The 23,466-nt window shown below is 70.9% G+C and carries 21 protein-coding genes and 1 pseudogene; 15 read left to right on the top strand and 7 right to left on the bottom strand.

The features are described from left to right. The first annotated feature begins 376 nt into the window (after positions 1-376). Positions 377-1,078 carry an antibiotic biosynthesis monooxygenase gene (locus ABZ386_RS35365; RefSeq protein ID WP_351346867.1) on the top strand — a complete coding sequence of 234 codons (702 nt, stop codon included), beginning with the start codon at positions 377-379 and terminating at the stop codon, positions 1,076-1,078. 44 nt (positions 1,079-1,122) lie between these two features. Here the strand turns inward: ABZ386_RS35365 and ABZ386_RS35360 are convergent, their stop codons facing one another. Further along, on the bottom strand, positions 1,123-2,952 hold the full coding sequence (locus ABZ386_RS35360) for an endonuclease/exonuclease/phosphatase family protein (RefSeq protein ID WP_358967682.1): 1,830 nt from the start codon (positions 2,950-2,952) through the stop codon (positions 1,123-1,125). A gap of 306 nt (positions 2,953-3,258) precedes the next feature. Between ABZ386_RS35360 and ABZ386_RS35355 the strand changes: the two genes are divergently transcribed. The 4 genes and pseudogenes from ABZ386_RS35355 to ABZ386_RS35340 all read left to right on the top strand — a co-directional run bounded on the left by ABZ386_RS35355 (position 3,259) and on the right by ABZ386_RS35340 (position 7,963). After that, on the top strand, positions 3,259-4,677 hold the full coding sequence (locus tag ABZ386_RS35355; RefSeq protein ID WP_351346863.1) for a hypothetical protein: 1,419 nt from the start codon (positions 3,259-3,261) through the stop codon (positions 4,675-4,677). 152 nt (positions 4,678-4,829) lie between these two features. After that, positions 4,830-6,272 (top strand): alkaline phosphatase PhoX, encoded by a 1,443-nt coding sequence (locus tag ABZ386_RS35350; RefSeq protein ID WP_351346861.1) that lies wholly within the window; start codon positions 4,830-4,832, stop codon positions 6,270-6,272. A gap of 43 nt (positions 6,273-6,315) precedes the next feature. Further along, positions 6,316-6,762, top strand: a pseudogene (locus ABZ386_RS35345) (FCD domain-containing protein); the annotation flags it as partial. A 139-nt stretch (positions 6,763-6,901) separates the two neighbouring features. Further along, on the top strand, positions 6,902-7,963 hold the full coding sequence (locus ABZ386_RS35340) for a 1-aminocyclopropane-1-carboxylate deaminase (protein ID WP_358967679.1): 1,062 nt from the start codon (positions 6,902-6,904) through the stop codon (positions 7,961-7,963). 60 nt (positions 7,964-8,023) lie between these two features. On the opposite strand, the gene ABZ386_RS35335 is transcribed toward ABZ386_RS35340, so the two are convergent. Beyond that, positions 8,024-8,539 (bottom strand): DinB family protein, encoded by a 516-nt coding sequence (locus ABZ386_RS35335; RefSeq protein WP_351346859.1) that lies wholly within the window; start codon positions 8,537-8,539, stop codon positions 8,024-8,026. 136 nt (positions 8,540-8,675) lie between these two features. Between ABZ386_RS35335 and ABZ386_RS35330 the strand changes: the two genes are divergently transcribed. The 6 genes from ABZ386_RS35330 (at position 8,676) to ABZ386_RS35305 (ending at position 14,277) form a co-directional block, all read left to right on the top strand. Then, positions 8,676-9,080, top strand: a complete 405-nt coding sequence (locus ABZ386_RS35330; protein ID WP_351346857.1) for a VOC family protein — start codon at positions 8,676-8,678, stop codon at positions 9,078-9,080. Positions 9,081-9,136: 56 nt separating this feature from the next. After that, positions 9,137-10,174 (top strand): LacI family DNA-binding transcriptional regulator, encoded by a 1,038-nt coding sequence (locus tag ABZ386_RS35325; protein ID WP_355722971.1) that lies wholly within the window; start codon positions 9,137-9,139, stop codon positions 10,172-10,174. A 280-nt stretch (positions 10,175-10,454) separates the two neighbouring features. After that, positions 10,455-11,747 (top strand): extracellular solute-binding protein, encoded by a 1,293-nt coding sequence (locus ABZ386_RS35320; protein WP_358967676.1) that lies wholly within the window; start codon positions 10,455-10,457, stop codon positions 11,745-11,747. A 1-nt stretch (position 11,748) separates the two neighbouring features. Further along, complete coding sequence (locus ABZ386_RS35315; RefSeq protein ID WP_351346851.1) at positions 11,749-12,768, top strand: sugar ABC transporter permease; 1,020 nt, start codon at positions 11,749-11,751, stop codon at positions 12,766-12,768. Beyond that, positions 12,758-13,627 carry a carbohydrate ABC transporter permease gene (locus ABZ386_RS35310; protein WP_358967673.1) on the top strand — a complete coding sequence of 290 codons (870 nt, stop codon included), beginning with the start codon at positions 12,758-12,760 and terminating at the stop codon, positions 13,625-13,627. Before ABZ386_RS35315 ends, ABZ386_RS35310 begins: the two co-directional genes overlap by 11 nt. Before the next feature lie 68 nt (positions 13,628-13,695). Then, positions 13,696-14,277: a helix-turn-helix domain-containing protein gene (locus ABZ386_RS35305; RefSeq protein WP_351346847.1), complete on the top strand. Its 582-nt coding sequence runs from the start codon at positions 13,696-13,698 to the stop codon at positions 14,275-14,277. A gap of 338 nt (positions 14,278-14,615) precedes the next feature. Here ABZ386_RS35305 and ABZ386_RS35300 read toward each other — a convergent pair whose 3' ends face one another. Continuing rightward, positions 14,616-15,836 (bottom strand): TerD family protein, encoded by a 1,221-nt coding sequence (locus tag ABZ386_RS35300; protein WP_351346846.1) that lies wholly within the window; start codon positions 15,834-15,836, stop codon positions 14,616-14,618. Between the two features lie 173 nt (positions 15,837-16,009). Between ABZ386_RS35300 and ABZ386_RS35295 the strand changes: the two genes are divergently transcribed. The 4 genes from ABZ386_RS35295 to ABZ386_RS35280 are packed head-to-tail and all read left to right on the top strand — an operon-like array spanning position 16,010 to position 19,385. Further along, positions 16,010-16,780 (top strand): class I SAM-dependent methyltransferase, encoded by a 771-nt coding sequence (locus tag ABZ386_RS35295; protein WP_351346844.1) that lies wholly within the window; start codon positions 16,010-16,012, stop codon positions 16,778-16,780. 2 nt (positions 16,781-16,782) lie between these two features. After that, a complete protein-coding gene (locus tag ABZ386_RS35290) occupies positions 16,783-17,691 on the top strand; it encodes a UbiA family prenyltransferase (protein ID WP_358967670.1) in 909 nt (302 codons plus the stop codon). A gap of 5 nt (positions 17,692-17,696) precedes the next feature. After that, the gene (locus ABZ386_RS35285; RefSeq protein WP_356504075.1) at positions 17,697-18,647 is read left to right on the top strand and encodes a polyprenyl synthetase family protein; all 951 of its coding nucleotides are present in this window, start codon (positions 17,697-17,699) and stop codon (positions 18,645-18,647) included. Positions 18,648-18,683: 36 nt separating this feature from the next. Continuing rightward, entirely contained in the window at positions 18,684-19,385 is a 702-nt protein-coding gene (locus tag ABZ386_RS35280; protein ID WP_351346838.1) for a hypothetical protein, read from the top strand. Here the strand turns inward: ABZ386_RS35280 and ABZ386_RS35275 are convergent. The 4 genes from ABZ386_RS35275 to ABZ386_RS35260 are packed head-to-tail and all read right to left on the bottom strand — an operon-like array spanning position 19,291 to position 23,415. Next, on the bottom strand, positions 19,291-20,286 hold the full coding sequence (locus ABZ386_RS35275; protein ID WP_358967667.1) for a zinc-dependent alcohol dehydrogenase family protein: 996 nt from the start codon (positions 20,284-20,286) through the stop codon (positions 19,291-19,293). The two genes, ABZ386_RS35280 and ABZ386_RS35275, sit on opposite strands and share 95 nt — an antisense overlap. Then, positions 20,283-21,107, bottom strand: coding sequence for a carbohydrate ABC transporter permease (locus ABZ386_RS35270; RefSeq protein WP_351346834.1), 825 nt, complete (start codon positions 21,105-21,107; stop codon positions 20,283-20,285). Before ABZ386_RS35270 ends, ABZ386_RS35275 begins: the two co-directional genes overlap by 4 nt. Continuing rightward, positions 21,104-22,045 carry a sugar ABC transporter permease gene (locus ABZ386_RS35265; protein ID WP_358967664.1) on the bottom strand — a complete coding sequence of 314 codons (942 nt, stop codon included), beginning with the start codon at positions 22,043-22,045 and terminating at the stop codon, positions 21,104-21,106. Before ABZ386_RS35265 ends, ABZ386_RS35270 begins: the two co-directional genes overlap by 4 nt. Beyond that, a complete protein-coding gene (locus ABZ386_RS35260) occupies positions 22,042-23,415 on the bottom strand; it encodes a sugar ABC transporter substrate-binding protein (RefSeq protein WP_358967661.1) in 1,374 nt (457 codons plus the stop codon). The genes ABZ386_RS35265 and ABZ386_RS35260 overlap by 4 nt, the downstream gene beginning before the upstream one ends. Between the last annotated feature and the right edge of the window lie 51 nt (positions 23,416-23,466).

The following is a 23,466-nucleotide window of genomic DNA, read 5'->3' as shown; positions in this document are numbered from 1 at the left end:
GGGGTGTCCGTCCTCGGAACGGCGCGATCGACTTGCGAACCGACTAACCGTTCGTTGACGCGCCAACCGCTGCGGGCGGACACCCCCCGACACGGCCCCTTGCGCCGTACGGCGGGTGCGGGTGCGTCGTGGCTCCCGCCTGCTGGCTGCCTTAGCTGCGGGCATGCGTGCCGCTGAGGGCGGCACGGGTGGGCGTGGGGGTCCCCCCTGCTCGAGCGAAGCCGAGAGCTTGGGGGAGGTACCCCGCTACGCCGGGCTGCGGACCCACCCCGCCTCAGTGCAGCGCGCCGAGTCGTGGAACCCCGCTTGACCTCAAGTTCGGTCGAGGTTGAAGGGTGAGGGGTGTCGCAATCGGCGTACACGACTGGAGTGTTCCATGGCCCGGCGGACCGAACAGCATCCCGATCTCACCGACCCTCGCATCGGTGCTCCCTTCTTCAGTACCTGGCGGGTCGGGACCCCGGAGCGGCAGCGGCAGGCCGTGGACGCGATCGCGCGGGCCTGGGAGCGACGGCCCTGGCCGACCGGAGACCTGCTGGGGTACCACGTGTACGCCGGGCACGACGGGGACACCTTGCTGCACTACTCGCAGTGGCGGAGCGAGCCGGCGTACGAGGCGTTCGTGAAGAGCCATCGGCAGGAGCGCGTCGACGAGATCGACACCGCCGTGCCCGGGATCGAGCGGGTGGAACTCGTGCGGTACCGGCACTACCGCAGCGGCGCGCGTGAGGGCGCGGCGCCCGTTCCGGGGTGTGTGGTGATCGTCGACGTCCGGTTCGACGGGCCCGACCCGGACCGGCAGCGCGCCTGGGTCGACGCGGTGTTCGAGGCGCTGGAGAGCGAGCCGGAACCGCATCCCGGCGGTATCTCCGCCCACTTCCACCTCAGTACGGACGGCACCCGGGTGCTCAACTACGCCGAGTGGGAGAGCGCCCAGGCGCACATCGACGCCCTGGCCGCGCCGGGCGACGGTGTCGGCTCGGCGACCGAGCTGTGGAAGCGGGTGCAGAACTGGCCCGGGCTGCTGGAGAACGGTTCGGTCAGGCGGTACGACCACGTGCTCGGGCTGGTGCCCTGAGGGGTGGGCCGGCCGGACGCGGTGTCCGGCCGGCCCTCGTCGTGCTACGGGCGGAACCGCAGGACCTGCGGGTCGTGGTCGCTGATCTGGTCGTTGAACTCCGCGTTGACGTGCACGCTGTCGTACTCGAAGTCGCAGTCGCGGCGGATCGACGGGCTGATCAGGATCTGGTCGAGGACCTGGCTGTTGCCCTGGTAGACGTACGAGTAACGCTCGTTGCGGGGCAGCGACTTGATCGCGGACCACAGTTCGCCCCGGCCTTCGAGGAGTTTCGTGGTCTGGGAGAACTCGAAGTCGTTGATGTCGCCGAGCGTGATGACGTCCGCGTTCTTCTGGGTGTCCAGGATGTCCTTGACGAAGGCGTTCACCAGCGTGGCCTGCTGGTGGCGCTGGGTCTCGGAGCTGCGGGACGGCGGCTGGTACTGGGAAGTCAGGCCCTGGTCGCCGCCCTTGGAGTTGAAGTGGTTGGCGATCACGAAGACCGAGCGGCCGCGGAAGACGAACTCGCCGGCCAGGGGCTTGCGGCTGTTCTTCCAGGCCTCGTCGGCGGGGGCGATGCGGCCGGGGCTGAGCGTCAGGTGCGCCTTGCCGTGGATCTTCGTCACGCCGGTGGCCGTCGTGGCGTCGCCGCCCGGGCTGTCCTTGAAGGAGACGCGCTCCGGGTTGAAGAGGAACGCCTGGCGGATGTTGCCGCCCGGCTCGCCGCCGTCGGTGTTGTTCGCGGGGTCGATCGAGCGCCAGTCGTAGCGCGGGCCTCCGGCCGCGACGATCGCGTCGATCAGCTTGGTGAGGGTCTGGTCGGCGGCGACCGTGCCGTCGTTCTTCGCGCCGTTGTTGTCCTGGATCTCCTCCAGGGACACGATGTCCGGCGACCGCAGGTTGTTCACGATCGCGGCGGCGTGGGCGGCGAACGTGTCGTCCGTCGGGTCCAGGTTCTCGACGTTGTAGGTCGCGACGGCCAGTTCGGCGGAGCGCTGCTTGCGGGTGGTCTCGCGCTGCAGGCCGGCGCTCTTCAGCGTGCCGAGTTCGCCGGCGACCAGGGTGTAGCCGCCGAACTGGTTGTAGTCCAGGGGGCCTGCGGTGGTGCCCGTGAGGGTGTCGCCGACGTTCGCCTTCGGGAAGTCCGCCGTCGGGCCGAGGGACTGGATCTGGAGGCGGCCCGTGTTCTGGGCGTCGTAGGAGCCGTAGACCGTGCCGCCGCGGCGGTTGCGGTTCTCGTGCGGCTTCACCGTCACCCAGAGTTCGGTGTACGGATCGGTGGCGCCGACCACGCGGGTGTCGGCGACCCGGACGGTCATGCCCTCCAGGGACTCGTAGTGGTCCAGGGCGTACTGCGCGGGCTGGAGGGGGAGGGCGTTGACCGAGCCGTTCGCGGCGGTGTCGCCGGCCGGGGCGTAGGCGGCGGGGACCGACTTCGCGTCGATCGTCGTGGCGGCGGGGAGCTGGTTGCCGCTGGAGAGGACCGTGGTCGTCGGCTTGGTGATCTCCGTCAGGGACTGGTTGCCGGAGGTGGTGCCGCCGGGGACGTACTCCGAGACCGTGCCGCTGACCTTGACGGAGTCACCGACGGCCACGCCCTTCGGGGTGGAGCTGGTGAAGACGAAGACGCCCTCGCTGGTCGCCGGGTCGGCGTCCGGGTTCGGGTCCTGGATCCAGAAGCCGCGGGACGAGCCGTAGGTGCGGACGCCGGTGACGATTCCGGTCACGTCCGTGACCTGCCGGCCGGCGTACGGGGATATCCGGGTGCTGCCCTGGATGTCGTGGACGCGGACCGATTCCGCGTGCGCGGGGGTGGTGAGGACGATCGTGGATGCCGCGGAGCACGCGGCGGCGACGGTGAGCGCGGCGAGGCGCGCGGACGACTTGCTCGGCAACGGGATTCCCTCCGGGGACGTGACAGGGCGCCGGGACGAGGGTGGTGCTCGGACTGTCTGCCGCTACCTGTGGGGCGGGCGGTGTGACGCGCGTAGACGGCTGCGGACGGGCCACGTGGTGGGGCAGGCCCGGTGAACAAGTGTCCGCCGACTTCTACGCGCGTCAATCTCCAGCCTGCTCACCTCACTTGTCAAGGTTTCGGCCATGTACGGCGGCTGACGGGGAGATGAAGTGGGCGGCATGGGTGGAAATCCGTCTAGGCTGAGCGGCTGAGTCGTATGAGGCGCCGCTAGGAGAAACAGCCGATGTCAGACAGCTCCCCCTTGCCGCCGGTGCGGTTGCACCCCGAAGCGGAGCTGGCGCGCGACGCGCTGTCCACGCCGTTGCTGTCCCGGGCCGCCCGGCTCGCCCGCTGGGCCGGGCCGGACACCCGGGTCGACGCCGGGGGCGGGCTCGTCGACGAGCAGTTGCCCGCCGCCGCCGAGGTGCTCGGGCTGAGCGGGGACGACGCCGCCGCCGACGCCAGCGAGGCGTGGCGGGTGGCCGTGGACACCGGGCTCGTCGAGGTCGTCGACGAGGAGGAGGGCACCGTCCGCGCGGGCGAGGACCTCGCGCTGCTCACCGGCGGCTCCCCGCAGGACGTGCTCGCCGTGTGGCTCGCGGCCCTGGAGACCGTGCTCGCCGACGCGAGCGTGCCCGACCTGGACGGCCTCGTCGACGAGGACGGCGAGGTCGACCTCTCCGCCCTCGACTGGGACCCCGAGGCCGAGGCCGAGTTCCTCGACGGCGTGCTCGGCAACCTCTACCTGCTGACCGCCGGCGAGGACACACCCGGCGACGCCCCCGTGCCGCTGCCGGCGCTCGCCGCCTCGGTGATCGTGCCCAGCGACATGGGCGAGCCCACCAACGACGTCCTGGAGCAGGTCTCCGACGCGATGATGCGGCTGGACGACCAGTTCCGGATGCTGGAGCCGGTGGGGCTCGTGGCCTACCGGCCCGTCGACGAGGCGCTCATGGCCGATGCCGACGAGGAGCCCGCGGCGCCCGTCGACGACACCGACGTCTCCCGCTACGGCATGGTCCGGCTCACCCCGCTCGGCCTGTACGGGATGCGCGCCCGGCTGCTGGAGGCCGGATTCGAGGCGCCGGCCGTCGGCGACCTCGCGGACAAGGGGGCCGACGCACTGCTCGACGGCACGGCCGCGTTCCCGCCGGCGGCTGCGCAGGCCGAGACCGAGCAGTGGCTCCAGCGGCGGGAATCGCTGACCGCGGCGCGGGAGTTGCTGGCGGCGGCCCGGGGCTCCGACGCCGGGGCTCCGCTGCGGCGGCTGCGGTGCCAGCAGGCCCTGTCGCTGGTGGGCGCCTCGGCCGAGCCGGCGTTGCGGGAGGTGCTCGACGACGCCGAGCTGGGGGGCCTCGCCCGTGTCTGGCTCACCGAGCACGGTGCGGTGGACGTGCCTGCGCCGTCGGAGGCGATGGTCTACTGGCTGACCATCGACACGGTGGCCGCGCAACTGGCGGCGGAGGGCAATTCCGAGGAGCTGCGGGCCTTGGTCGAGGGGCTTGCGCGGCAGCACGGCGGGTTCTTCGAGGCTGTCTGGCGGGTCGACCATCCCGCGACCGCCGATGTGCTGGAGGCGATGGGGCGGTTGCATCCGGACAAGAAGGTGGCGAAGGAAGCGCGGAAGGCGGCGTTCAAGGCGCGGTCCCAACAGGGTGGTTGATCCCGTCCGACGGGCGCGGGTTCGTCGTGGCTTGTCGCGCAGTTCCCCGCGCCCCTGAGGGGTTGTTCAACCGGTGTTCACATGTGAGCGGGACGGTGTCGCCGAACGAGGTCCGCCACCCTCCACGGCATCCCCCGTCACAGGAGACATCCATGTCGCTCACCCGCAGGGACTTCGCCAGAACCTCCGCGATCACCGGTGCCGGTGTCGCGCTGGCGGGCAGTGTCGGTGCCCTCGCCACCGCACCGAACGCCCTCGCGTCCTACGACACCGACAGCGCGGAGGGCGCGGCGGACGCCGGGCACGGGGTCGGCTACGGGCCGCTCGTCCCGGACCCCGCGGGGATCCTGGCCCTGCCCGCCGGGTTCACGTACAAGATCCTCACCTACAGCGGCCGGACCAGGCTGGAGTCGGGCGAGTTCACGCCGTCCAACCACGACGGCACCGCCGCCTTCGACGGCCCACGCGGTACCACCCTGCTCGTCAACAACCACGAGCTGAAGGGCCCCCGCGCCAACTGGAAGCACCCGGTGCCGCTCACCGAGGGCCTCGTCTACGACCCGGCCGCGTCCGGCGGCTGCACGGTCGTCGAGGTGCGCCCCGACGGGCGCGTCGCCGAGTGGGTCGGCATCGCCGGCACCTCCACCAACTGCGCGGGCGGCGCCACTCCGTGGGGCACCTGGCTCACCTGCGAGGAGAACTCCGACCGGGCCGGCACCAACGGCATGACCAAGGACCACGGCTACGTCTTCGAGGTCGACCCCGTCGACCGGCGCGCCAACCGCCACCCCAAGCCGCTGAAGTTCTTCGGCCGCTACGACCACGAGGCCGTCGTCATCGACCCCAGGCGCGGCCACGCCTACCTCACCGAGGACGACGACGAGCCCAACGGCCTCTTCTATCGCTGGACCCCGCCCAAGGGCTTTGCGTACGGCCCCGGGAAGTTCCGCGAACTCGCCGACGACGCCGGAGTCCTCCAGGCGCCCAAGTGCTACGACTCCGGCGGCCGGTTCGTCGACGACCTGTCCCGCGCCACGAAGACCGGCACCGTCTACGGCGTCGACTGGGTGGACGTGCCCGACCGCGACGCCCGGACGACCCCGGTGCGCAAGCAGTTCGGCGACGGCGAGGTCACCCGCGCCCGCAAGCTGGAGGGCATGTGGTGGGGCGACGGCGGCGCCTACATCGTCTCCTCGTACGCCCGTGAGGAGAGCCCCGTACAGCACGACGGCCAGGTCTGGTTCTACGACCCCAGGCGCCGGACGCTGACCCTGAAGGTGCTGCTCGGCGTGAACCCCGACCCGTCGAAGGACGGCGCGTTCGACGGCCCCGACAACATCACCGTCTCCCCGTACGGCGGCATCGTCCTCGCCGAGGACGGCGAGGGCGTCTCCCACCTCTTCGGCGCCACCGACAGCGGCCGCACCTACCCGATCGCCCGCAACGACCTGAACATCGGTACCGAGGAGGAGCCGGAATACAGCGAGTTCGCCGGCGTCACCTTCTCGCCCGACGGCAGGACCCTTTACGCCAACATCCAGGACCCGGGCATCCTGGTGGCCATCACCGGCCCCTGGAAGCGGCAACGCCGGTAAGGGGTCCAGTCACCCGAACGAGTGGCTATTGATCGGTTTTCCCAGCAAGCCGCAGAGCTACACCCGGGTGACCCCGCTCGTGGCCGCCGACGTCCGGGACGCCGCCGCCGTGGTCGGCGCCATGCACGAACTCGCCACGCGGGTCGCCGTGCCCCGGCTGTCCGCCGCGGACATCGCGGCGATGCGCGCCGCGAACGAGCGGTTGGCCGCGGCCGTGGGAGCCGGGGACGTGGACACGGCCCTGCGCGCGGACGACGAACTGCACGACGTCCTCGTCCGGGTGAGCGGCAACCGGGCGGCCGCCGCGACCGTCGCCCGCTACACCCCGCTCATCCGCCGCCTGGAGCGCCGGCGCTTCGGCGAGGGCGGCAGCTGCCGCTCGGCCGGCCTGCACGAGCGGCTGATCGAGGCCTGCGCCGGGGGTGACGCGGCCGAGGCGGTCCGCGTCACGGCGGAGATCTGGCGGGGGCTCGAAGCGCTTGCCGACTGAGACGAACGCAGGGTCCGGCGAACTCCAGGTCCGGCGAATCCCAGGACCAGTGAACCCCGGCCCGGCGAGTCCCGGCCCGGCGAACCCCGGGGCCTGCGAGTCCCCGGACCAGCGAACCCCCGAGCCCCAGGGAGGACCCATGTCCCTTTCCTCGTATGCGCGTTACCCGCTGCTCTTCGGGCCCTCGCCCGTCCACCCCCTGGAACGGCTGACCGCGCACCTCGGCGGCGCCTCCCTCTGGGCCAAGCGCGAGGACTGCAACTCCGGTGTCGCCTACGGCGGGAACAAGACGCGCAAGCTGGAGTACCTGGTCGCCGACGCGCTCGCCCAGGGCTGTGACACGCTCGTGTCGATCGGCGGGGTGCAGTCCAACCACACCCGCCAGGTCGCGGCGGTCGCCGCCCGGGCCGGGCTCAAGTGCGTGCTCGTGCAGGAGAGTTGGGTGGACTGGCCCGACGCCGTGTACGACAAGGTCGGCAACATCCTGATCAGCCGGCTCGCCGGGGCCGACGTACGGCTGGTGCGCGCCGGGTTCGGGATCGGGTTCAAGGAGAGCTGGGAGCAGGCGCTCCGGGAGGTCGAGGAGGCGGGCGGGAAGCCCTACGCCATCCCGGCCGGGGCCTCCGACCATCCGCTCGGCGGCCTCGGCTTCGCCGGGTGGGCGTACGAGGTGGCCGAGCAGGAGCGGGAGCTGGGCGTCTTCTTCGACACCGTCGTCGTGTGCTCGGTGACCGGGTCGACCCAGGCCGGCACGGTCGCCGGGTTCGCCGCGCTGGAGCAGGCCGGCGGGCGGCCCCGGCGCGTCCTCGGCATCGACGCCTCCGCGAAACCGGCCGCCACCCGGGCCCAGATCGCCCGGATCGCGCACGGCACCGGGCGGCTCATCGGCGTCGAACGCGAGCTGACCGAGGCCGACGTCGAACTGGACGAGCGGTACCACGCGGGCGTGTACGGCATCCCCGACGAGACCACCCTGGCGGCGATGCGGCTCGCGGCCCGCACGGAGGGGATGGTCACCGACCCCGTGTACGAGGGGAAGTCCATGGCCGGGCTGATCGACCTGGTGTCCCGGGGCGAGATCGGCCCCGACGCGACGGTGCTCTACGCCCACTTGGGCGGACAGCCCGCCCTGAACGCGTACAGCGCGCTGTTCCAGGCCGCGTCGGCGACACGGCCGGTGCGGACCACGGCCCCCGGCTGACGCCGCGCCCGCCTCAGGCTGCCCCGGCCTCGCGGACCCGGCCCGGCGGCACTTCCGGCCTCAGTAGTACCCCTTCGTTCCGTCCAGCAGCTCCCGCACGATGTCCGCGTGCCCGGCGTGCCGGCCGGTCTCCTCGATGAGGTGGATGAGCATCCAGCGCAGGTTGGCCTTGCCGGAGCGGTAGCCGGGGTGGCGGCCGACGTCGTCCAGGGAGGCCGCGGCCACGATCTCGTTGCTGCGGGCGCACTGGGCCTCGTAGTCCGCGAGCACCTGCCGCAGAGTGACGGAGTCGGTGCGCCAGTTGGCGTCCTCGTCCGTCTCGTCGAAGGACGGGTTGCCCCTCTCGTCGCCCCCGAGGAACAACACCTCGAGCCAGGTGTGCTCGACCCAGCGCATGTGGCTGATCAGCCCGGCCATCGTCATCGCCGGCGACGTCGGGATGACGGAGCGGTGCGCGTCCGCCTCGCTGAGGCCCTCGCACTTCCAGCGCAGGATCTGCCGTTGCAGGTCCAGCCATCCGATGAGCGCGGTGCGTTCGTCTGCCTGAAAGGGGGGACGTTCGAGTGAAGGGGCCATGCCGGCGGACGGTAGCGTGCCCGGCCTCGGGCTGTCTCCGGATTTTCGGCCGCCCACCGCACCGGACCGGCCGGACGGGAATCAACCGGTCGGTCGGTGGGTTGTGTGCGGTTACCCGAGGCCCGGAGGAGCCGTCATGTCCGATGAACCAGCCGTTCGTGAACTCCGTCTGGTGGTGACGGCGGACGACTACGACGCCGCGCTGCACTTCTACCGGGACGTGCTCGGACTGGCCGAGCGGGGTGCGTTCGCCTCCGAGGGCGGGCGGGTGACGATCCTCGAGGCGGGGCGGGCCACGCTGGAGCTGACCGACCCGAATCACGCCGCGTTCATCGACGAGGTCGAGGTGGGGCGGCGGGTGGCCGGGCACGTCCGGGTCGCCTTCCAGGTGGACGACTCCGCCGCCACGACGGCGAGGCTGGCCGCCGCCGGAGCCGAGGTGATCGCCGAGCCCACCCGCACCCCCTGGAACTCCCTGAACTCCCGGCTCGACGCCCCCGGGGCCCTGCAGCTGACGCTGTTCACCGAGCTGGACGGCTGAAGGGCCGCCCGGCTGCCCCTGCCGGACGGCCTCCGCTGCCGGATACAGTGCTCAGCGTGTGGACGGACAATCAGCGCGCGGAGCCGGGTGCCGAGCGGCCCGACGGTGCGCGGCGCCGGGCCACGATCCATGACGTCGCCCGGCTGGCCGGGGTGTCACGTCAGACGGTCTCCCGCGCGGTCAACGACAAGGGTGAGATCGACCCGGCCACCAAGGAGCGGGTCCTGGAGGCGGCGCGGCTCCTGGACTACCGGCCGAGCCGGTTCGCGCGCGGACTCGTCCAGAAGGGGGCGGTGACGGCGGGTCTGGTCATCCCGGACCTGCGCAACCCGTTCTTCCCCGAGGTGGCCGCCGGGGTGCTGGAGGCGGCCGAGCAGCGCGGCTGGCAGGTCGTGGTGTGGGACTCCCGCATCGACGAGGGCAGGGAGCGGCAGGCCCTCGACGTGCTCTCCCACCAGGCGGACGCGGTCGTCGGCTACTTCAAGGACCCCGACGACGTGCTCACCCGGCACCTCGGGGGCGTGCCGCTGGTGCTGCTGGAGCGTGGTCCGCAGCAGACCCGGTTCGCGGCCGTCGGCATCGACGCCGCCACCGGTGTCGAGCAGGGCATGAACCACTTGTACCGCGCGGGGCATCGCAGGATCGGCATGCTGGACGGCGTGCACGGCCCCGGTCCCCGCAGGCTGGCCTTCCTGGAGCAGGTGCGGCGGCTCGGGCTGCCGGTCGACGAGGACTGGGTCGTGGTGTGCCCCGAGCACAGCGTGGCGGGCGGCGAGGCCGGCATGGAACGGCTGCTTCGGGCGCGGCCCGGCATCACCGCGGTCTTCGGCTTCAACGACCTGATCGCCGTCGGGGCGATGCGCACCGCCCGCCGCCACGGCCGGCGCGTCCCGGACGACCTGGCCGTTCTGGGCTTCGACGGCCTCTCCCTGGGCGAACTGGTCGAGCCCGCCCTGACCACCCTGCACATCGACAAGCGGCGCCTGGGGTGGTTGGCCGTGGAGCAGGTGGCCCGGCTGCGCGCGGGTGAGGAGCCGCTGCGGGGCGCGGACGCGTGGGTGACGCCCGAGCTGGTGATCCGCGAGTCCGCCTGACCCCCGTGGATCAGGGCCCGTAGATCGGCCGCGCACGTCCCTTGACACCGGTTTTCGGGCGCCCCGATACTCGACGGCAACGCTCACGTGAACGTTCACGGCCCCCACGCCAACCCCCTCGCGCGACCGTCGGCACGACCACAGAGCCCGCCGACATCGTTGTCTTCACTTCCTCATCCCGGAAGCGTCCCCCCATCCCCGTGTGAACGGGCCCGCGGCACAGCTGTGCCCGGCCGCGGCCTGCCCGGAAAGCGAGTGCGCGCCCATGGAACACCGAACGATGTCCCGCAGACGCTTTCTGGGGGCCTCCCTGGGCGGCGCGGGCGCCGGCCTGCTGGCGCTGACGGGATGCGGCGCCGAGCAGGGGTCGGCCTCCGCCGGCACCGACCACCTCAGCCTCTGGTACTGGAAGGGCTCGCTGAGCGACAAACTGCTCGCCACCGCCGCACGCGGCGTGCCGGGCCTGCCGGGCGTGCGGGTGAAGGGCGCCCAGGTCCCGGACGGCGACATCGACTCCAAGGTGCGCACCAGCCTCGCCGCCCGCGCCTACGTCCCCGACCTGACGGTCGTCAACAACGACAACCTCGCCACGTTCTTCCCCGACGAGGACGAGTTCCTCGACCTGCGCACGCTCGGCGCGGAATCCGTCCGCGACCAGTACCTCGACTGGAAGTGGAAGGCCTGCTTCACCCCGACGGGCCGGATGATCGGCTTCCCCCTCGACGCCGGCCCCACCGCCCTCTACTACCGCCGGGACCTCTTCGAGAAGGCCGGACTGCCCCATGAACCCGAAGACGTCGCCGCCGGGCTGCCCACCTGGGAGAAGTTCATCGCCGCCGGACGGGCACTGCGAGCGAAGGGCCCCGGCAGGCCCTACCTCGTCAGCAACATCGGCAACGTCTTCCAGCAGGTCCTGCTCCAGAGCCCCCGTCAGTTCGTGGACGCCGACAACCGCTTCATCGGCGACCAGCAGCACGTCCGGCGCGCCTGGGACCTGTCCGTGGACCTCCTCCGCCAGGGACTCAGCGCCCGGATCACCGATGGCACACCCGACTTCAACGCGGCCATGAGCGGGGGCCGGGTCGCCACCATGACCACGGCGGTGTGGGCCATCAACGGCCTGAAGGACACCGCGCCGAAGACCTCCGGCTCCTGGCGGCTGACCACCCTGCCCGACGGCCCCTGCAACTACGGCGGCTCCTACGTGACCCTGACCCGCTACTGCCGGGACCCGGAAGCCGCCTTCGCCTTCCTGAAGTGGCTGCTCAGCCCGGCCAACCAGCTCAAGAGCTACCAGGAGATGGCCCTGTTCCCCACCACTCCGGCCGCCTACGCCGACCCGGCGATGCACACGCCCGACCCCTTCTTCGGCGGTCAGCAGCCCATCGACGTCTTCGGCCCGGCCGCCGAGAAGGCCCCGGTCGTCTACTTCAGCCCCTACGAGGAGACCGCCAACACCCCGTTCTTCCAGGAGCTGACCAACGTGGAGATGCTCGGCAAGAACCCCGACCGGGCCTGGCGGGACGCCGTGCACACCGCCGAGACCACGCTGTCCCGGCTGGGGGTGAGCTGACATGGCCACGGTTCTCGATCCGGCCGGTGCGCCGGCGGCGGACGAACGGCGCCCTGACCGCCGTACCGGATCCACCCCGCCCGGCGGACGCCGACGGTACCTCCCGCCGCTCCTCGCCATCTCCCCGTTCTACGTGCTGTTCGCCGTCTTCGGCGCCTTCCCCGTCGTCTTCTCCATGTACCTGTCCTTCCAGGACTGGGACGGCATCGGGGACATGCGCTTCGTCGGGCTCAAGCAGTACGGCTGGCTGCTCCAGGACTCGGTGTTCTGGCACGCCGTGCTCAACACCTTCGAGATCTGGTTCCTGTCGACGGTGCCGATGCTGTTCCTGGCGCTCGTGCTGGCGTTCCTGCTGCACTCGCAGGTCCGCTTCGCCGGCGCCTACCGGGTGGCGTACTTCATCCCCAACGTGACCTCGATGGTCGCCATGACCATCGTCTTCGGCTCGGTCTTCGCCCAGGCGGGCCTGGCCAACGCGGTGCTCAGGGCCGTCGGGCTCGACGGCATCGGCTGGCTCTCCTCCGAGTGGGGCATCAAGTCGTCCGTCTCCCTCATGATCATCTGGCGGTGGGTCGGCTACAACGCCCTGATCTTCCTGGCGGGCCTCCAGGCCATCCCCACCGAGCACTTCGAGGCCGCCCGCGTCGACGGCGCGAACAGCCGGCAGACCCTCTTCCGGGTCGTGGTGCCGCAGCTGCGGCCGGTGATCCTGTTCGCCGCCATCACCTCCACCATCAACGGCCTGCAGATCTTCACCGAGTCCCAGGTGCTCTTCCAGTCGACCGACGTCGGAACCACGGGCGGGCCCGGTCAGGAAGGGATGACCATCGTGCTCTACCTGTGGCAGAAGGCCTTCAAAGAGCACCAGTTCGGCTACGGCGCCGCGATGGGCTGGCTGCTCTTCGCCATCATCGCCGTGTTCACGATCATCAACTGGCGGCTGGTGTCCGGCTCCGACGACGACCGCCGGCCCGGTGTCACCGCACTGCTGCGCCGCAAGGGGGCTCGCGATGGCCGCTGACAGGACGACCGGGAACGCGGGGCTCGCGATCGGCTCCGGCAGCAGGATCTCCCGGATCTGTGTCCGGGCGGCGCTGCTGGCCGGGGTGCTGGTCTCGCTGTTCCCCTTCTACTGGCTGGTGGTCATGGCCTCCGGCACGAGCGAGGACATCTACCGCTACCCGCCCAAGCTGGTGCCCGGGCCGCATCTGCTGGACAACATGGGCCGGGTGCTCGACACCATCGACTTCTTCGGCTCGCTGTTCAACACGGTCGTGGTCGCCGTGGCCGGCACCGCGCTCGTGCTGTTCTTCGACTCGCTGGCCGCGTTCGCCTTCGCCAAGTACGCGTTCCCGGGGAAGAAGTTCCTCTTCGGGACGCTGCTGGTCACGTACATGATTCCGGCCCAGCTCTCCCTGGTGCCGCAGTTCGTCACCATCGCGGAGTTCGGCTGGGCGGGCTCGCTGAAGGCGCTGATCATCCCCGGCGCGGCAAACGCCTTCGGCATCTTCTGGATGCGGCAGTACGCCCAGAACTCCCTGCCGGACGAACTGCTGGACGCCGGGCGCATCGACGGTGCCGGCTTCTTCCGCCTGTACTGGACGGTCGCCCTGCCGCTGTTCCGCCCGGCCCTGGCCTTCCTCGGCATCTTCACGTTCATCGGCCTCTGGAACGACTACATCTGGCCCCTGGTCGTGATGATCGACCCCGAGAAGGTCACGCTCCAGGTGGCCCTGGCGAACCTGAACGTCCTCTACAACGCCGACTACGCGCTGGTGATGGCCGGTGCGCTGATGAGCGTCATCCCGCTGATCGTGGTGTTCCTGATCGGGGCGCGGCACTTCCTGCGGGACCTCGCGGCCGGGGCCATGAAGATGTGAGGGCGGGCTTCAGGGGCTCCGTGTCGGTAAGGTGCGGAGAGGGTCCCCGGCTTATGAGGAGTGGCTGCGTGGCGCAGGTCAGGCCCATGCGGGCGGATGCTCGGCGCAACCACGAGCGGTTGCTGAAGGTGGCCGTGGAGGCGTTCGCCGAGCACGGGGAGAGCGCGTCGCTCGACGACATCGCCAAGCGTGCGGGGGTGGGCTCGGGCACGCTGTACCGGCACTTCCCGACGCGGCAGGCGCTGCTGGAGGCGGCCTACCTCGACCGGATCGAGGCGCTCGTGGCGCGGGCCGACACGCTGGCGGCCGAACGGCCGCCGGGTGAGGCGCTGGGGGAGTGGCTGTACGAACTCGGCGTCGGCATGATCCGGATGCGCGGCCTGAAGGCGCTCCTCGGCCCGGCCGTCACCGAGGGCGACTCGGCCGTGGCCACGGCCTGCGGCGACTCGGTGCGGAGCGCGGCCGGGCGGCTGGTCCGTGCGGCCCAGGAGGAGGGCACGCTGCGGCGGGACGTGGAGCCGATCGACGTCCTGCGACTGACCCACGGCGTGGCGACGGCGTCGGAGCTGGCGGACGGGGAGGGCCGGCACATCCGCCGGTATCTCGGCCTGCTGCTGGAGGGGTTGGAGCCGAGGGCTCGCGCTCACTGACCCGCCGGGCGGGGGGAAGGCGACGGGAGGGGCGGTGGGGTGCCACCCGGCGGGCGGGCAGCACGGTGCTTCCGGGAGGCGGGTCGGACGGTGCGTCTGGCAGGTGGGTGGCGGGGTGCTTCCGGGAGGTGGGCGGGACGGTCTGTCTGGCAGGTGGGAGGCAGGGCATCCCCCGGGAGGCGGGCGGCGGGGTGCCCGGCAGGTGGGCGATACGGTGCCCCCGGCAGGCGAGCGGCACGGTGTCTCCGATACAGGCGCGGGCGCGGGGTGCCCCCGGCAGGTGGGCGCGGCGGGCGCGGACCTGGGCCGGGGGCGTTCCCTGGGGCGTGCGGGTGCGGTCAGAGTGCCTGGGCTGCCGGCTTGACCATGCCCCTCACCGTGCGGGACTTCACGAAGTCGCCCAGGGCCGTCATGTCCCACTCGCCGGAGAACTGGCGGATCAGCTTCGCCATCATCACGCCGGTCTGCGCCTCGGCGCTGGTGAGGTCGAAGCGGACCAGTTCCTCACCGGTCGTGCCGTCCAGGAGGCGGCAGTACGCCTTGGCGACCTCCGTGAACTTCTGGCCGGAGAAGGAGTTCACCGTGAAGACCAGGCCGGTGACCTCCTGGGGGAGGCGGCCGAGGTCGACCGTGATGACCTCGTCGTCACCGCCGCCCTCGCCCGTGAGGTTGTCGCCGGAGTGCCGGATCGCGCCGCCGATGATCTGCAGCTTGCCGAAGTAGCAGCTGTCGATGTGGTTGCGCTGCGGCCCGTAGGCGATGACCGAGGCGTCCAGGTCGATGTCCTTGCCGCGGTACGCCGGCTCCCAGCCGAGGCCCATCTTGACCTGGGAGAGCAGGGGCCGGCCGCCCTTGATGAGCGACACGGTCTGGTTCTTCTGGAGGCTGACGCGGCCCTTGTCGAGGTTGATCTTCCCGGCGCCGGGCGCGGGCGGCGGGGGCGTGGCCGGGGCGGCAGGGGGTGCGGCGGGCGTGGCGACGGGCGGGGCCGGCGGCTGCACGGGAGCGACGGGCGGCTGCACCGGGGCCGGCGGCGGGCTCATCGGCTGGGCCGGGGCGGCGGCCGGTTCCTCCACCGTCACACCGAAGTCCGTGGCGATGCCGGCGAGGCCGTTGGCGTAGCCCTGGCCGACGGCGCGGGCCTTCCACTGGCCGTTGCGCAGGTAGATCTCCACGATCACCAGGGCCGTCTCGCTGCCGAGCTGCGGGGGCGTGAACGTGGCCAGGACGGAGCTGTCGTCCGCGTTGCGGATCGTGGCCGTCGGCTCGATGCCCTGGAAGGTCTGGCCCGCGGCGTCCGGGCTGGCCGTGACGACGATCTTCTCGATGCCCGGGGGGAGCGCGGCCGTGTCGACCGTGATCGCGTCGGGTGCGGAGCCGCCGCCCGAGCGGTACGCCACGCCGGGGCCCGACGGCTGGTTGTAGAAGATGAAGTCGTCGTCGGAGCGCACCTTGCCGTCGGCGGTGAGCAGCAGGCCCGATACGTCGAGCCGCACGGGCGCGGCGACGTCCACCGTCACGCGGGCGGCGGAGAGGGGGATGTTCGAGCCGGGGGTCATAGCTGTCATGCCAGGTGAACGACCGGCACCGCTTTACCGTTCCCTTACCGCACCGCCAATCGGGCGGCCGTCGCCGGAGAGGAACGGACGGCACCTGTCTTGCGCCGCCATCGTCGCCTCGTGCAGGCTGAACCAGCACAGCCCTGGCCTGAACCGAATATCAGGGGGAATCGGTGGCCTTACCGGAGCGGCATGCCTCACGCAGAGCACGAATTGCCCATGCGTACAACACCCTGAACGAACAGGGTTACTTCACGGACAGGATCGGCGGTAACGACGCCTATCTCGGGTCGTTGATGGCCCACTACGTTCCCCGGGACGCGTCCAGCATCCTGGAAGTCGGGGCGGCCACCGGACTGTGGATGCGGCGGGTGCTGCACAAGCGGCCCGCCCTGCGCGAAGTGACCGTCGTGGAGATATCCGACGCGGCCGAGGAGTGCCGCCGCCGGCTCGCCCCGCTGCTGGATCGAAGGCCCGGCGCGCGCCTCGATGTCGTGCAGGACGACTTTCTCGAAGCGGCTGCCCGGCTGCGGCCCGCACAGGTGGTCGCCAGTAGCTTCGTGGCCGATTACATGGGGAATCCGTCCGACTACCTCAGGCGCCTGCACGACCTCGCCGAACCCGGCGGGCGAGTCATCGCCGTGGAAGTGCTGACCAGTAGCCGGGCCCCCGTGGGCAGCGTCTCTCCCGGAATGCTCGCCGGGAGTTTCCTGCGTCTGTGCCTGGCCCACGCGAAGGTGCGCAAGCTTCCCCCGGTCCGGGGCGTCGTACGGTCCATGGGCCTGTACCGGCTGCCCGAGGAGCCGGCGTTCAAGGATCTCCAGCGCTATACCGCGGACTACACGTTTCCGCGCGGCCTGTGGCGGGCGCAAGCGCGAAAATATCCGGGTGCCGTGTTCCACGACCTGGGAATGGTCGGCATGCTCGTTCTGCCGAAATTGTGAGCATGGTCAGCACGATCATCTGCCGCTGGGAAATCACGGTGATGATCGTTCTTCAGGCGCTGGCGCTGTACCTCTTCGGTGAATGGGCCGTCGACGCGTCGCCGGCGGTGTCCGACGTGATCGCGGTCGGGCTCTTCGGCCTGTTCGCCCAGGGCTTCTGCAGCGTTCTGAACGACATCAACGACGTGGAGGCGGACCGGATCAACCACCCGGAGCGGCCGTTCCCCTCCGGCAGGGTCTCGATCGCCCAGGGGTGGGCCGTGGTCGCGAGCTGCTTCGCGGGCTCCGTGCTGTGCGCGCTCGCGCTCGCCCCGCCCGCGTTCGGCGCCGTCATGTTCGCCCTGCACCTGCTGTTCTCCCTGCTGTACTCCTTCCCCGGCGTGCGGTTCGGACGGCAGTGGCTGCTCGGGCCGCTGACCCTCGTCACCTCGACGGTGTGCGGTGTGCTGGCCGTGCTGAGCTGCACGTCGCTCTACGCATCGGCCGGCGCGGGCAAGGGCGTGATCCTGCTCGTGGGCCTGGTCTGCTTCCTCCACCACCTGTTCGTGATCCCGCTCAAGGACATCAAGGACCTGGCGGGCGACGCGCACGTCGGCGGCAGTTCGCTCGCCATGAAGATCCCGACGCGGGGGGTGCACGCCATCGGCGTGGCCGGCTACACGGTGCCGTGGATCGTGCTGTACGCGGGGGTGGGCCTGCTGGACGGCGGGGGAGACATTCCCGGTCTCGGGACGCCGCTGCGGACCCTGGCCGTCCTCTGCCTCGGCATCGGAGCCGTCATGTCCTGGCTCGTCGCCTTCCGGCCCGTGCTGCTGGTACGCAGCCAGCGGTTCTGCTGGTTCGCCGAACTCGGCCTGCTCTTCCTGTTCCAGCTGTTCCTGCCCGTCGTCGTTCGCGTGGTGAGGGGATGACGCCCGTGGATCCCACGTCCGTGTCCTCGGTCCGGTCCGGCCTGCTCGCCGCGGTCGAGGAACGCCTGGCAGGAGTCCTCAAGGAGGAGCTGAACCGCTGGTCGGCGCACGGGGAGCGCGCCGTGGTGCCCGTCGGCGAGGTGGCCTCCCTCATCAGAGCGGGCGGAAAACGCCTGAGGCCCCTGTTCTGCGTGAGCGGCTACCTCGCGGCGGGCGGCACCCCCGACGCCCCGGAGATCGTCGACGCCGCCGCGGCCCTGGAGTTCCTGCACACCTGCGCCCTGCTCCACGACGACGTCGCCGACGGCGCCCGGCTCCGCCGCGGTCTCCCGACGGCTCACGCACGCCATGCCGAGGAGCACCGGGCGCAGGGCTGGAACGGCGAACCCCGGCGCTTCGGCGAGAGTGTCGCCGTACTCGCCGGAGATCTGGCGCTCGCCTACGCCGACCGCCTCATGGCGGGTCTGCCGCCGGAGGTGAAACCCATCTGGGACGAACTGCGCATAGAGCTGATCGTCGGTGAATACCTGGATGTGGACACGGCGGTCAGAGGCGAGGTGACCCCGGAACTCGCCCGCTGGATCGCCGTGTGGAAGTCCGGGAGCTATACCGTTCGCCGCCCCCTCGAAATAGGCGCGGCCGTGGCCGGCCGGTCCGATCTCGCCCCGGCTTTCGAGACGTACGGTGAGAAACTGGGTGAGGCATTCCAACTGCGCGACGACCTCATCGGCGTGGCCGACGACAGCGAACGCACTGGGAAGAGCGCCGGGCACGGCTGGGACGCCGCGGCGCTGCGCGGACGCATGGCGGCGAACGGCGGGGCGGCGGAAGTGGAGCGGCGGATCGAGCGGTTGACCGAGGAAGCCTGCGCGGCGGTCCGGGCATCCTCACTGGCCCCGGTCTGGCAGCGGGAATTCGCCGCCATGGCGTTGCGCGCGGCCTATCGCGACCGCTGACCCATCCATGACTCGCCGAGGAGGGGAACACGGCACATGACGGCCACCGCACTGTCCCTTGTCGCCGGAATCGCCTGGACGACCGCCTATGTCGCCATCATTTTGCGGGGATTCAGGGACCGGACCTACGGAATGCCTTTCGTGGCCCTGGCGCTGAACATCACCTGGGAGTTCACCTACGCCTTTGTGGAACCCAGCCCGTACGCGCTCCAGATCGCGATCAACATCGTCTGGTTCCTCTTCGACATCGCGATCCTGGTCGCGTACTTCAAGTACGGGCGACCGGAGTTCTCACTCCGGTACGACGAGAGGTACTTCGTTCCCTGGAGTGTCGCCTTCCTCGCGGGCTGCCTCGTGGTGAACTACCTGGTCGCGCGGGAATTCGACGGCCATCCGGTCGACGCCTACTCCGCGCTCTTCAGCAACGTGGTCATGTCGCTGGCCTTTCTCGGCATGCTCGGGCAGCGGGGGAACGCGGCGGGCCAGTCCCTGACGATCGCTGTGTCGAAGGGGATCGGTACGGCCGCCGCGACCATCGTCGTCGTGGAGGACACCAGGAGCGTGCTCGCGCTGGCGCTGGGGGTGTGCGCCGCCGTTCTGGACACGGCCTACGCCCTGCTGCTCCGGCGGCACACCCGGGTCGCTACGGCTGCGGCACCACCACGATCTTCCTCCCCACCCCCGCCGCGAACTGCTCCAGCGCCTGCGGATACCGCTCCAGAGGAATCCGGTCGCTGATGAAGACCCCGGGGTCCAGGACGCCGTTCGCGAAGAGCTCCGCCGCCCGCTCGAAGCTGTGCAGCACCGCCATCGAGCCGGTGATGGTGATCTCCTGGTTGTAGATGCGGTACGGGTCGATCGTCACGCGGGTCGCGTAGTCGGCGACGCCGAACTGCAAAAAGGTGCCCGCCTTCGCCACGCGGTCCAGGCCGTCCTGGATCGCCGCCGCGTTGCCGGTGGCGTCGACGACCAGGTCCCAGCCCTGCGGGCGGTCCAGCTCGTCCGGGTTGGCGGCCGACCCCGAGACGCCGAGGCGGCGGGCCGTCTCCAGGCGGGCCGGGTTCACGTCGACGACGTCCACGCTCGCCGCGCCCGTGCGCTTGGCCAGCTCCAGCATCATCAGGCCCATCGTGCCGGAGCCGTAGATCAGCACGTGCGCGCCGAGGCGGGAGCGGAGCACGTCGTAGCCGCGCACCGCGCAGGACAGCGGCTCCACGAGCGCCGCGTCCTGCGTGCGGACGTGGTCGGGGAGCTTCACGCAGTTCGCCACCGGGGCGAGGGCGTACTGCGCCGCGCCCCCGGCCGTCGTCACGCCGATCGCCGCCCAGCGTTCGCAGAGGTTGTTGTGGCCCGTACGGCAGTAGCGGCACTCGTAGCAGTACAGGGACGGGTCGACGGCGACCCGGTCGCCGACCGACACCTCCGTGACCTGGGTGCCGACGCCGACGACCTCGCCCGCGAACTCGTGCCCCGGCACGATCGGCAGCTTCGGGGCGAACTCGCCCTGGAGGATGTGGAGATCGGTTCCGCACAGGCCGCAGGCCGCGACCTCGACGACGACCTCGCGCGGGCCTGGCGTCGGGTCCGGGACCTCGGCGACGACGGCCCTGCCCACGGACTCGATGACGGCGGCCTTCATTTCACGGCTCCCAACGACAGGCCCTGGACCAGCTTGTCCTGGGCGGCGAACCCCGCGGCGAGCACCGGCAGGGAGATGACGAGCGACGCGGCGCACACCTTCGCCAGGAACAGGCCCTGGCTGGTGATGAAGCCGGTCAGGAAGACGGGGGCGGTCTCGGCGACCACGCCCGTCAGCACCCGGGCGAAGAGCAGTTCGTTCCAGCTGAAGATGAAGCAGATCAACGCCGTGGCGGCGATGCCCGGCAGGGCGATCGGGGCCACCACCCGTGCCAGGACCGTCGGCAACCGGGCCCCGTCCACCCGGGCCGCCTCGATGACGGCGACCGGGATCTCGGCGAGGAAGGACTGCATCATCCACACCGCGATCGGCAGGTTCATGGAGGTGTAGAGGATGACCAGCAGCCAGATGTTGTCGAGCATCCCGGCGTTCTTGGCGAAGAGGTAGATCGGGAGGAGACCCGCCACGGCCGGCAGCATCTTCGTGGAGAGGAAGAAGAACAGCACGTCCGTCCACTTGCGGACGCGGTTGATGGACAGCGCGTAGGCCGCGGGGAAGGCGAGCAGCAGGACCAGCAGGGTCGACGCCACGGACGCGACCGTGGAGTTGATCAGCGCCGGCCAGGGGCTCGCGCCGCCGCCGGCGCCGAAGAACTCGCGATAGCCGTCCAGGGTCAGGGCGGCCGCGAAGGACGGCGGGTTGGTCGCCGCGTCCGTCTCCGAGTGGAAGGACGTCAGCGCCATCCACGCGATGGGCAGGAAGAACACGATCCCGGCCAGCCAGGCCAGCAGGACCGGACCGTTACGGCGTACGACGCTCATGCGCGGGACACCTCCTCGCGGAACAGGGACGACACCACGCGCAGGGCGAAGGTCGCGATGACGATCGAGCCGATGACGACCAGGACGCCCGCGGCCGAGGCGAGGCCGTTCTCGTGGGCCTGGTAGAAGCTCTGGTAGACGGTGTAGGGGAGGTTGGCGGTGCCGAGGCCGCCGGACGTGATCGTGAAGACCGCGTCGAAGTTCTGCACGATGTAGATCGAGCCCAGCAGGGCGCCGAGTTCGAGGTAGCGGCGCAGGTGCGGGAGCGTGAGATGGACGAAGATCTGCCAGTCGCTCGCGCCGTCGACCCGGGCCGCCTCGATCTGCTCGTGGTCGCGGCTCTGCAGGCCGGCGAGCAGGATCAGCATCATGAACGGCGTCCACTGCCAGACGAGCGAGGCCTCGATGGCCAGCAGCGGGGTGTTCGAGATCCAGTCGGGCTGTGGGCCGCCCACATAGTGCAACAACCCATTGAACAAGCCGTATTCAGGGTTGTAGAGCACATGCTTCCAGAGCAGGGCCGCCGCGACCGGCACCACCAGGAAGGGCGCGATCAGCAGCGTCCGTACGATGCCCCGGCCGCGGAACCTGCGGTCCAGCAGCAGGGCGAGCACAAGCCCCAGCACCAGGCTGGCCAGGACCACCGCCACCGTCAGCAGGACGGTCGTCCACACCGAGTGGCGCAGGTCGGCGTCGGTGAGGACCTCCTGATAGTTGGCGAGGCCCGCGAACCGCCGGGCGTCGGGGTAGAGGCTGTTCCAGTCGAAGAAGGAGATCACCAGCGTGGCCACGAACGGCAGCTGGGTGACGACGATCATGAAGATCAGGGCGGGGAGCAGCGGGGCGCGGGTCGCCCAGGCGCGCAGCCGGGCGGAGGGGCGGCGGACCGGGGCGCGCGTCTCGGGAGCGGCCACGGGGGCCGTGGTCGTGGCGGTCATCGTCCCTCGTACTCCTCGGAGATCTTCTCGGCGAGCGCTTGCGACTTCCTCAGGGCCGACTCGACGGACTGGCGTCCGGCGATGGCCGCGCTGATCTCCTGGGAGACCTTGGTGCCGAGGTCGGTGAACTCGGGGATGCCGACGAACTGGATGCCGGGCGCGGGCCGCGGCTGCACCCCGGGGTCGTCCGGCCGGGCCTGCTCGATGGCCTCCCTGGTCATCTCCTGGAAGGCGGCGGCCTCCTTGCGGTAGGCGGGGTTGGCGTAGGTCGAGGCCCGCTTGCCGGCCGGGACGTTGGACCAGCCGACCTCGTCGCCGACCAGCTGCTCGTACTCCTTGCCGGACGCCCAGGAGACGAACTTCCAGGCGTTGTCGGGGTTGCGGGAGGCCTGCTGGATGCCCCAGGCCCAGGTGTAGAGCCAGCCGGAGGACTCCGTCTTCTCCACCGGGGCGGGGGCGTAGCCGACCTTGCCCTTGACGGGGGAGTTCGCCGCCTCCAGGGATCCGGCCGCAGAGGTGGCGTCGTACCACATGGCGACCTTGCCCTGGGTCATGTTGTTCAGGCACTCGGCGAAACCGGACTGGGCCGCGCCGGACTCGCCGTGCTCGCGCACCAGGTCGACGTAGAACTTCGTCGCCTTCACGAAGGCGGGGGAGTCGAGCCGCGCCTTCCAGTTCTTGTCGAACCAGGTGCCGCCGAAGGTGTTCACGACGGTGGTCAGGGGGGCCATCACCTCGCCCCAGCCGGGCAGGCCGCGCAGGCAGATGCCCTTCATGCCGGGCTCGGCGCCGTCCGCCTTCGCCGCGAGGTCCGCCACCTGCTGCCAGGTGGGGCGGGCGGGCATCGTCAGGCCCTGCTTCTCGAACACGTCCTTGCGGTACATCAGGAACGACGACTCGCCGTAGAAGGGCTGGCCGTAGAGCTTGCCGTCCGCCCCGGTGAGGGACTGGCGCATCGGCTTGAGCACGTCCTGCTCGTCGTAGCCCGGGTCCTTGGCCACGTAGGTGTTCATCTCGTGCAGCCAGCCGTTGCGGGCGTAGATCGGTATCTCGTAGTTGGACAGCGTGGCGACGTCGTACTGGCCGGCCTGGTTGGCGAAGTCCTGGCTGATCTTGTCGCGGACGTCGTTCTCCGGCAGGACGGTGAAGTTGACCTTGATGCCCGTCTCCTTGGTGAAGTGGGCGCGGGTCAGTTTCTGCAACTCGACCATCTGCGGGTTGTTGACCATCAGGACGTTGACGGCGTCGCCGCCGGATCCGGCCCCGCCCGCCCCGACCCAGCAGCCGGAGAGCAGCGGGGCGAGCAGCGTCCCTGCGGCGGCCAGGGCGAGCGGGGCTCGCGGAGGCCGTCGTCGGCTCTGGGTTCGCATGGATCGCTCCTGGATGTATGGGGACATAAGGGGCATGGCAGGGCATGGAGG

It is taken from the genome of Streptomyces sp. NPDC006140, assembly GCF_040628815.1.
GTDB lineage: Bacteria > Actinomycetota > Actinomycetes > Streptomycetales > Streptomycetaceae > Streptomyces.
Note: the sequence above shows the minus strand (reverse complement) of the source record. Positions and strands in the feature narration are given on the sequence as shown.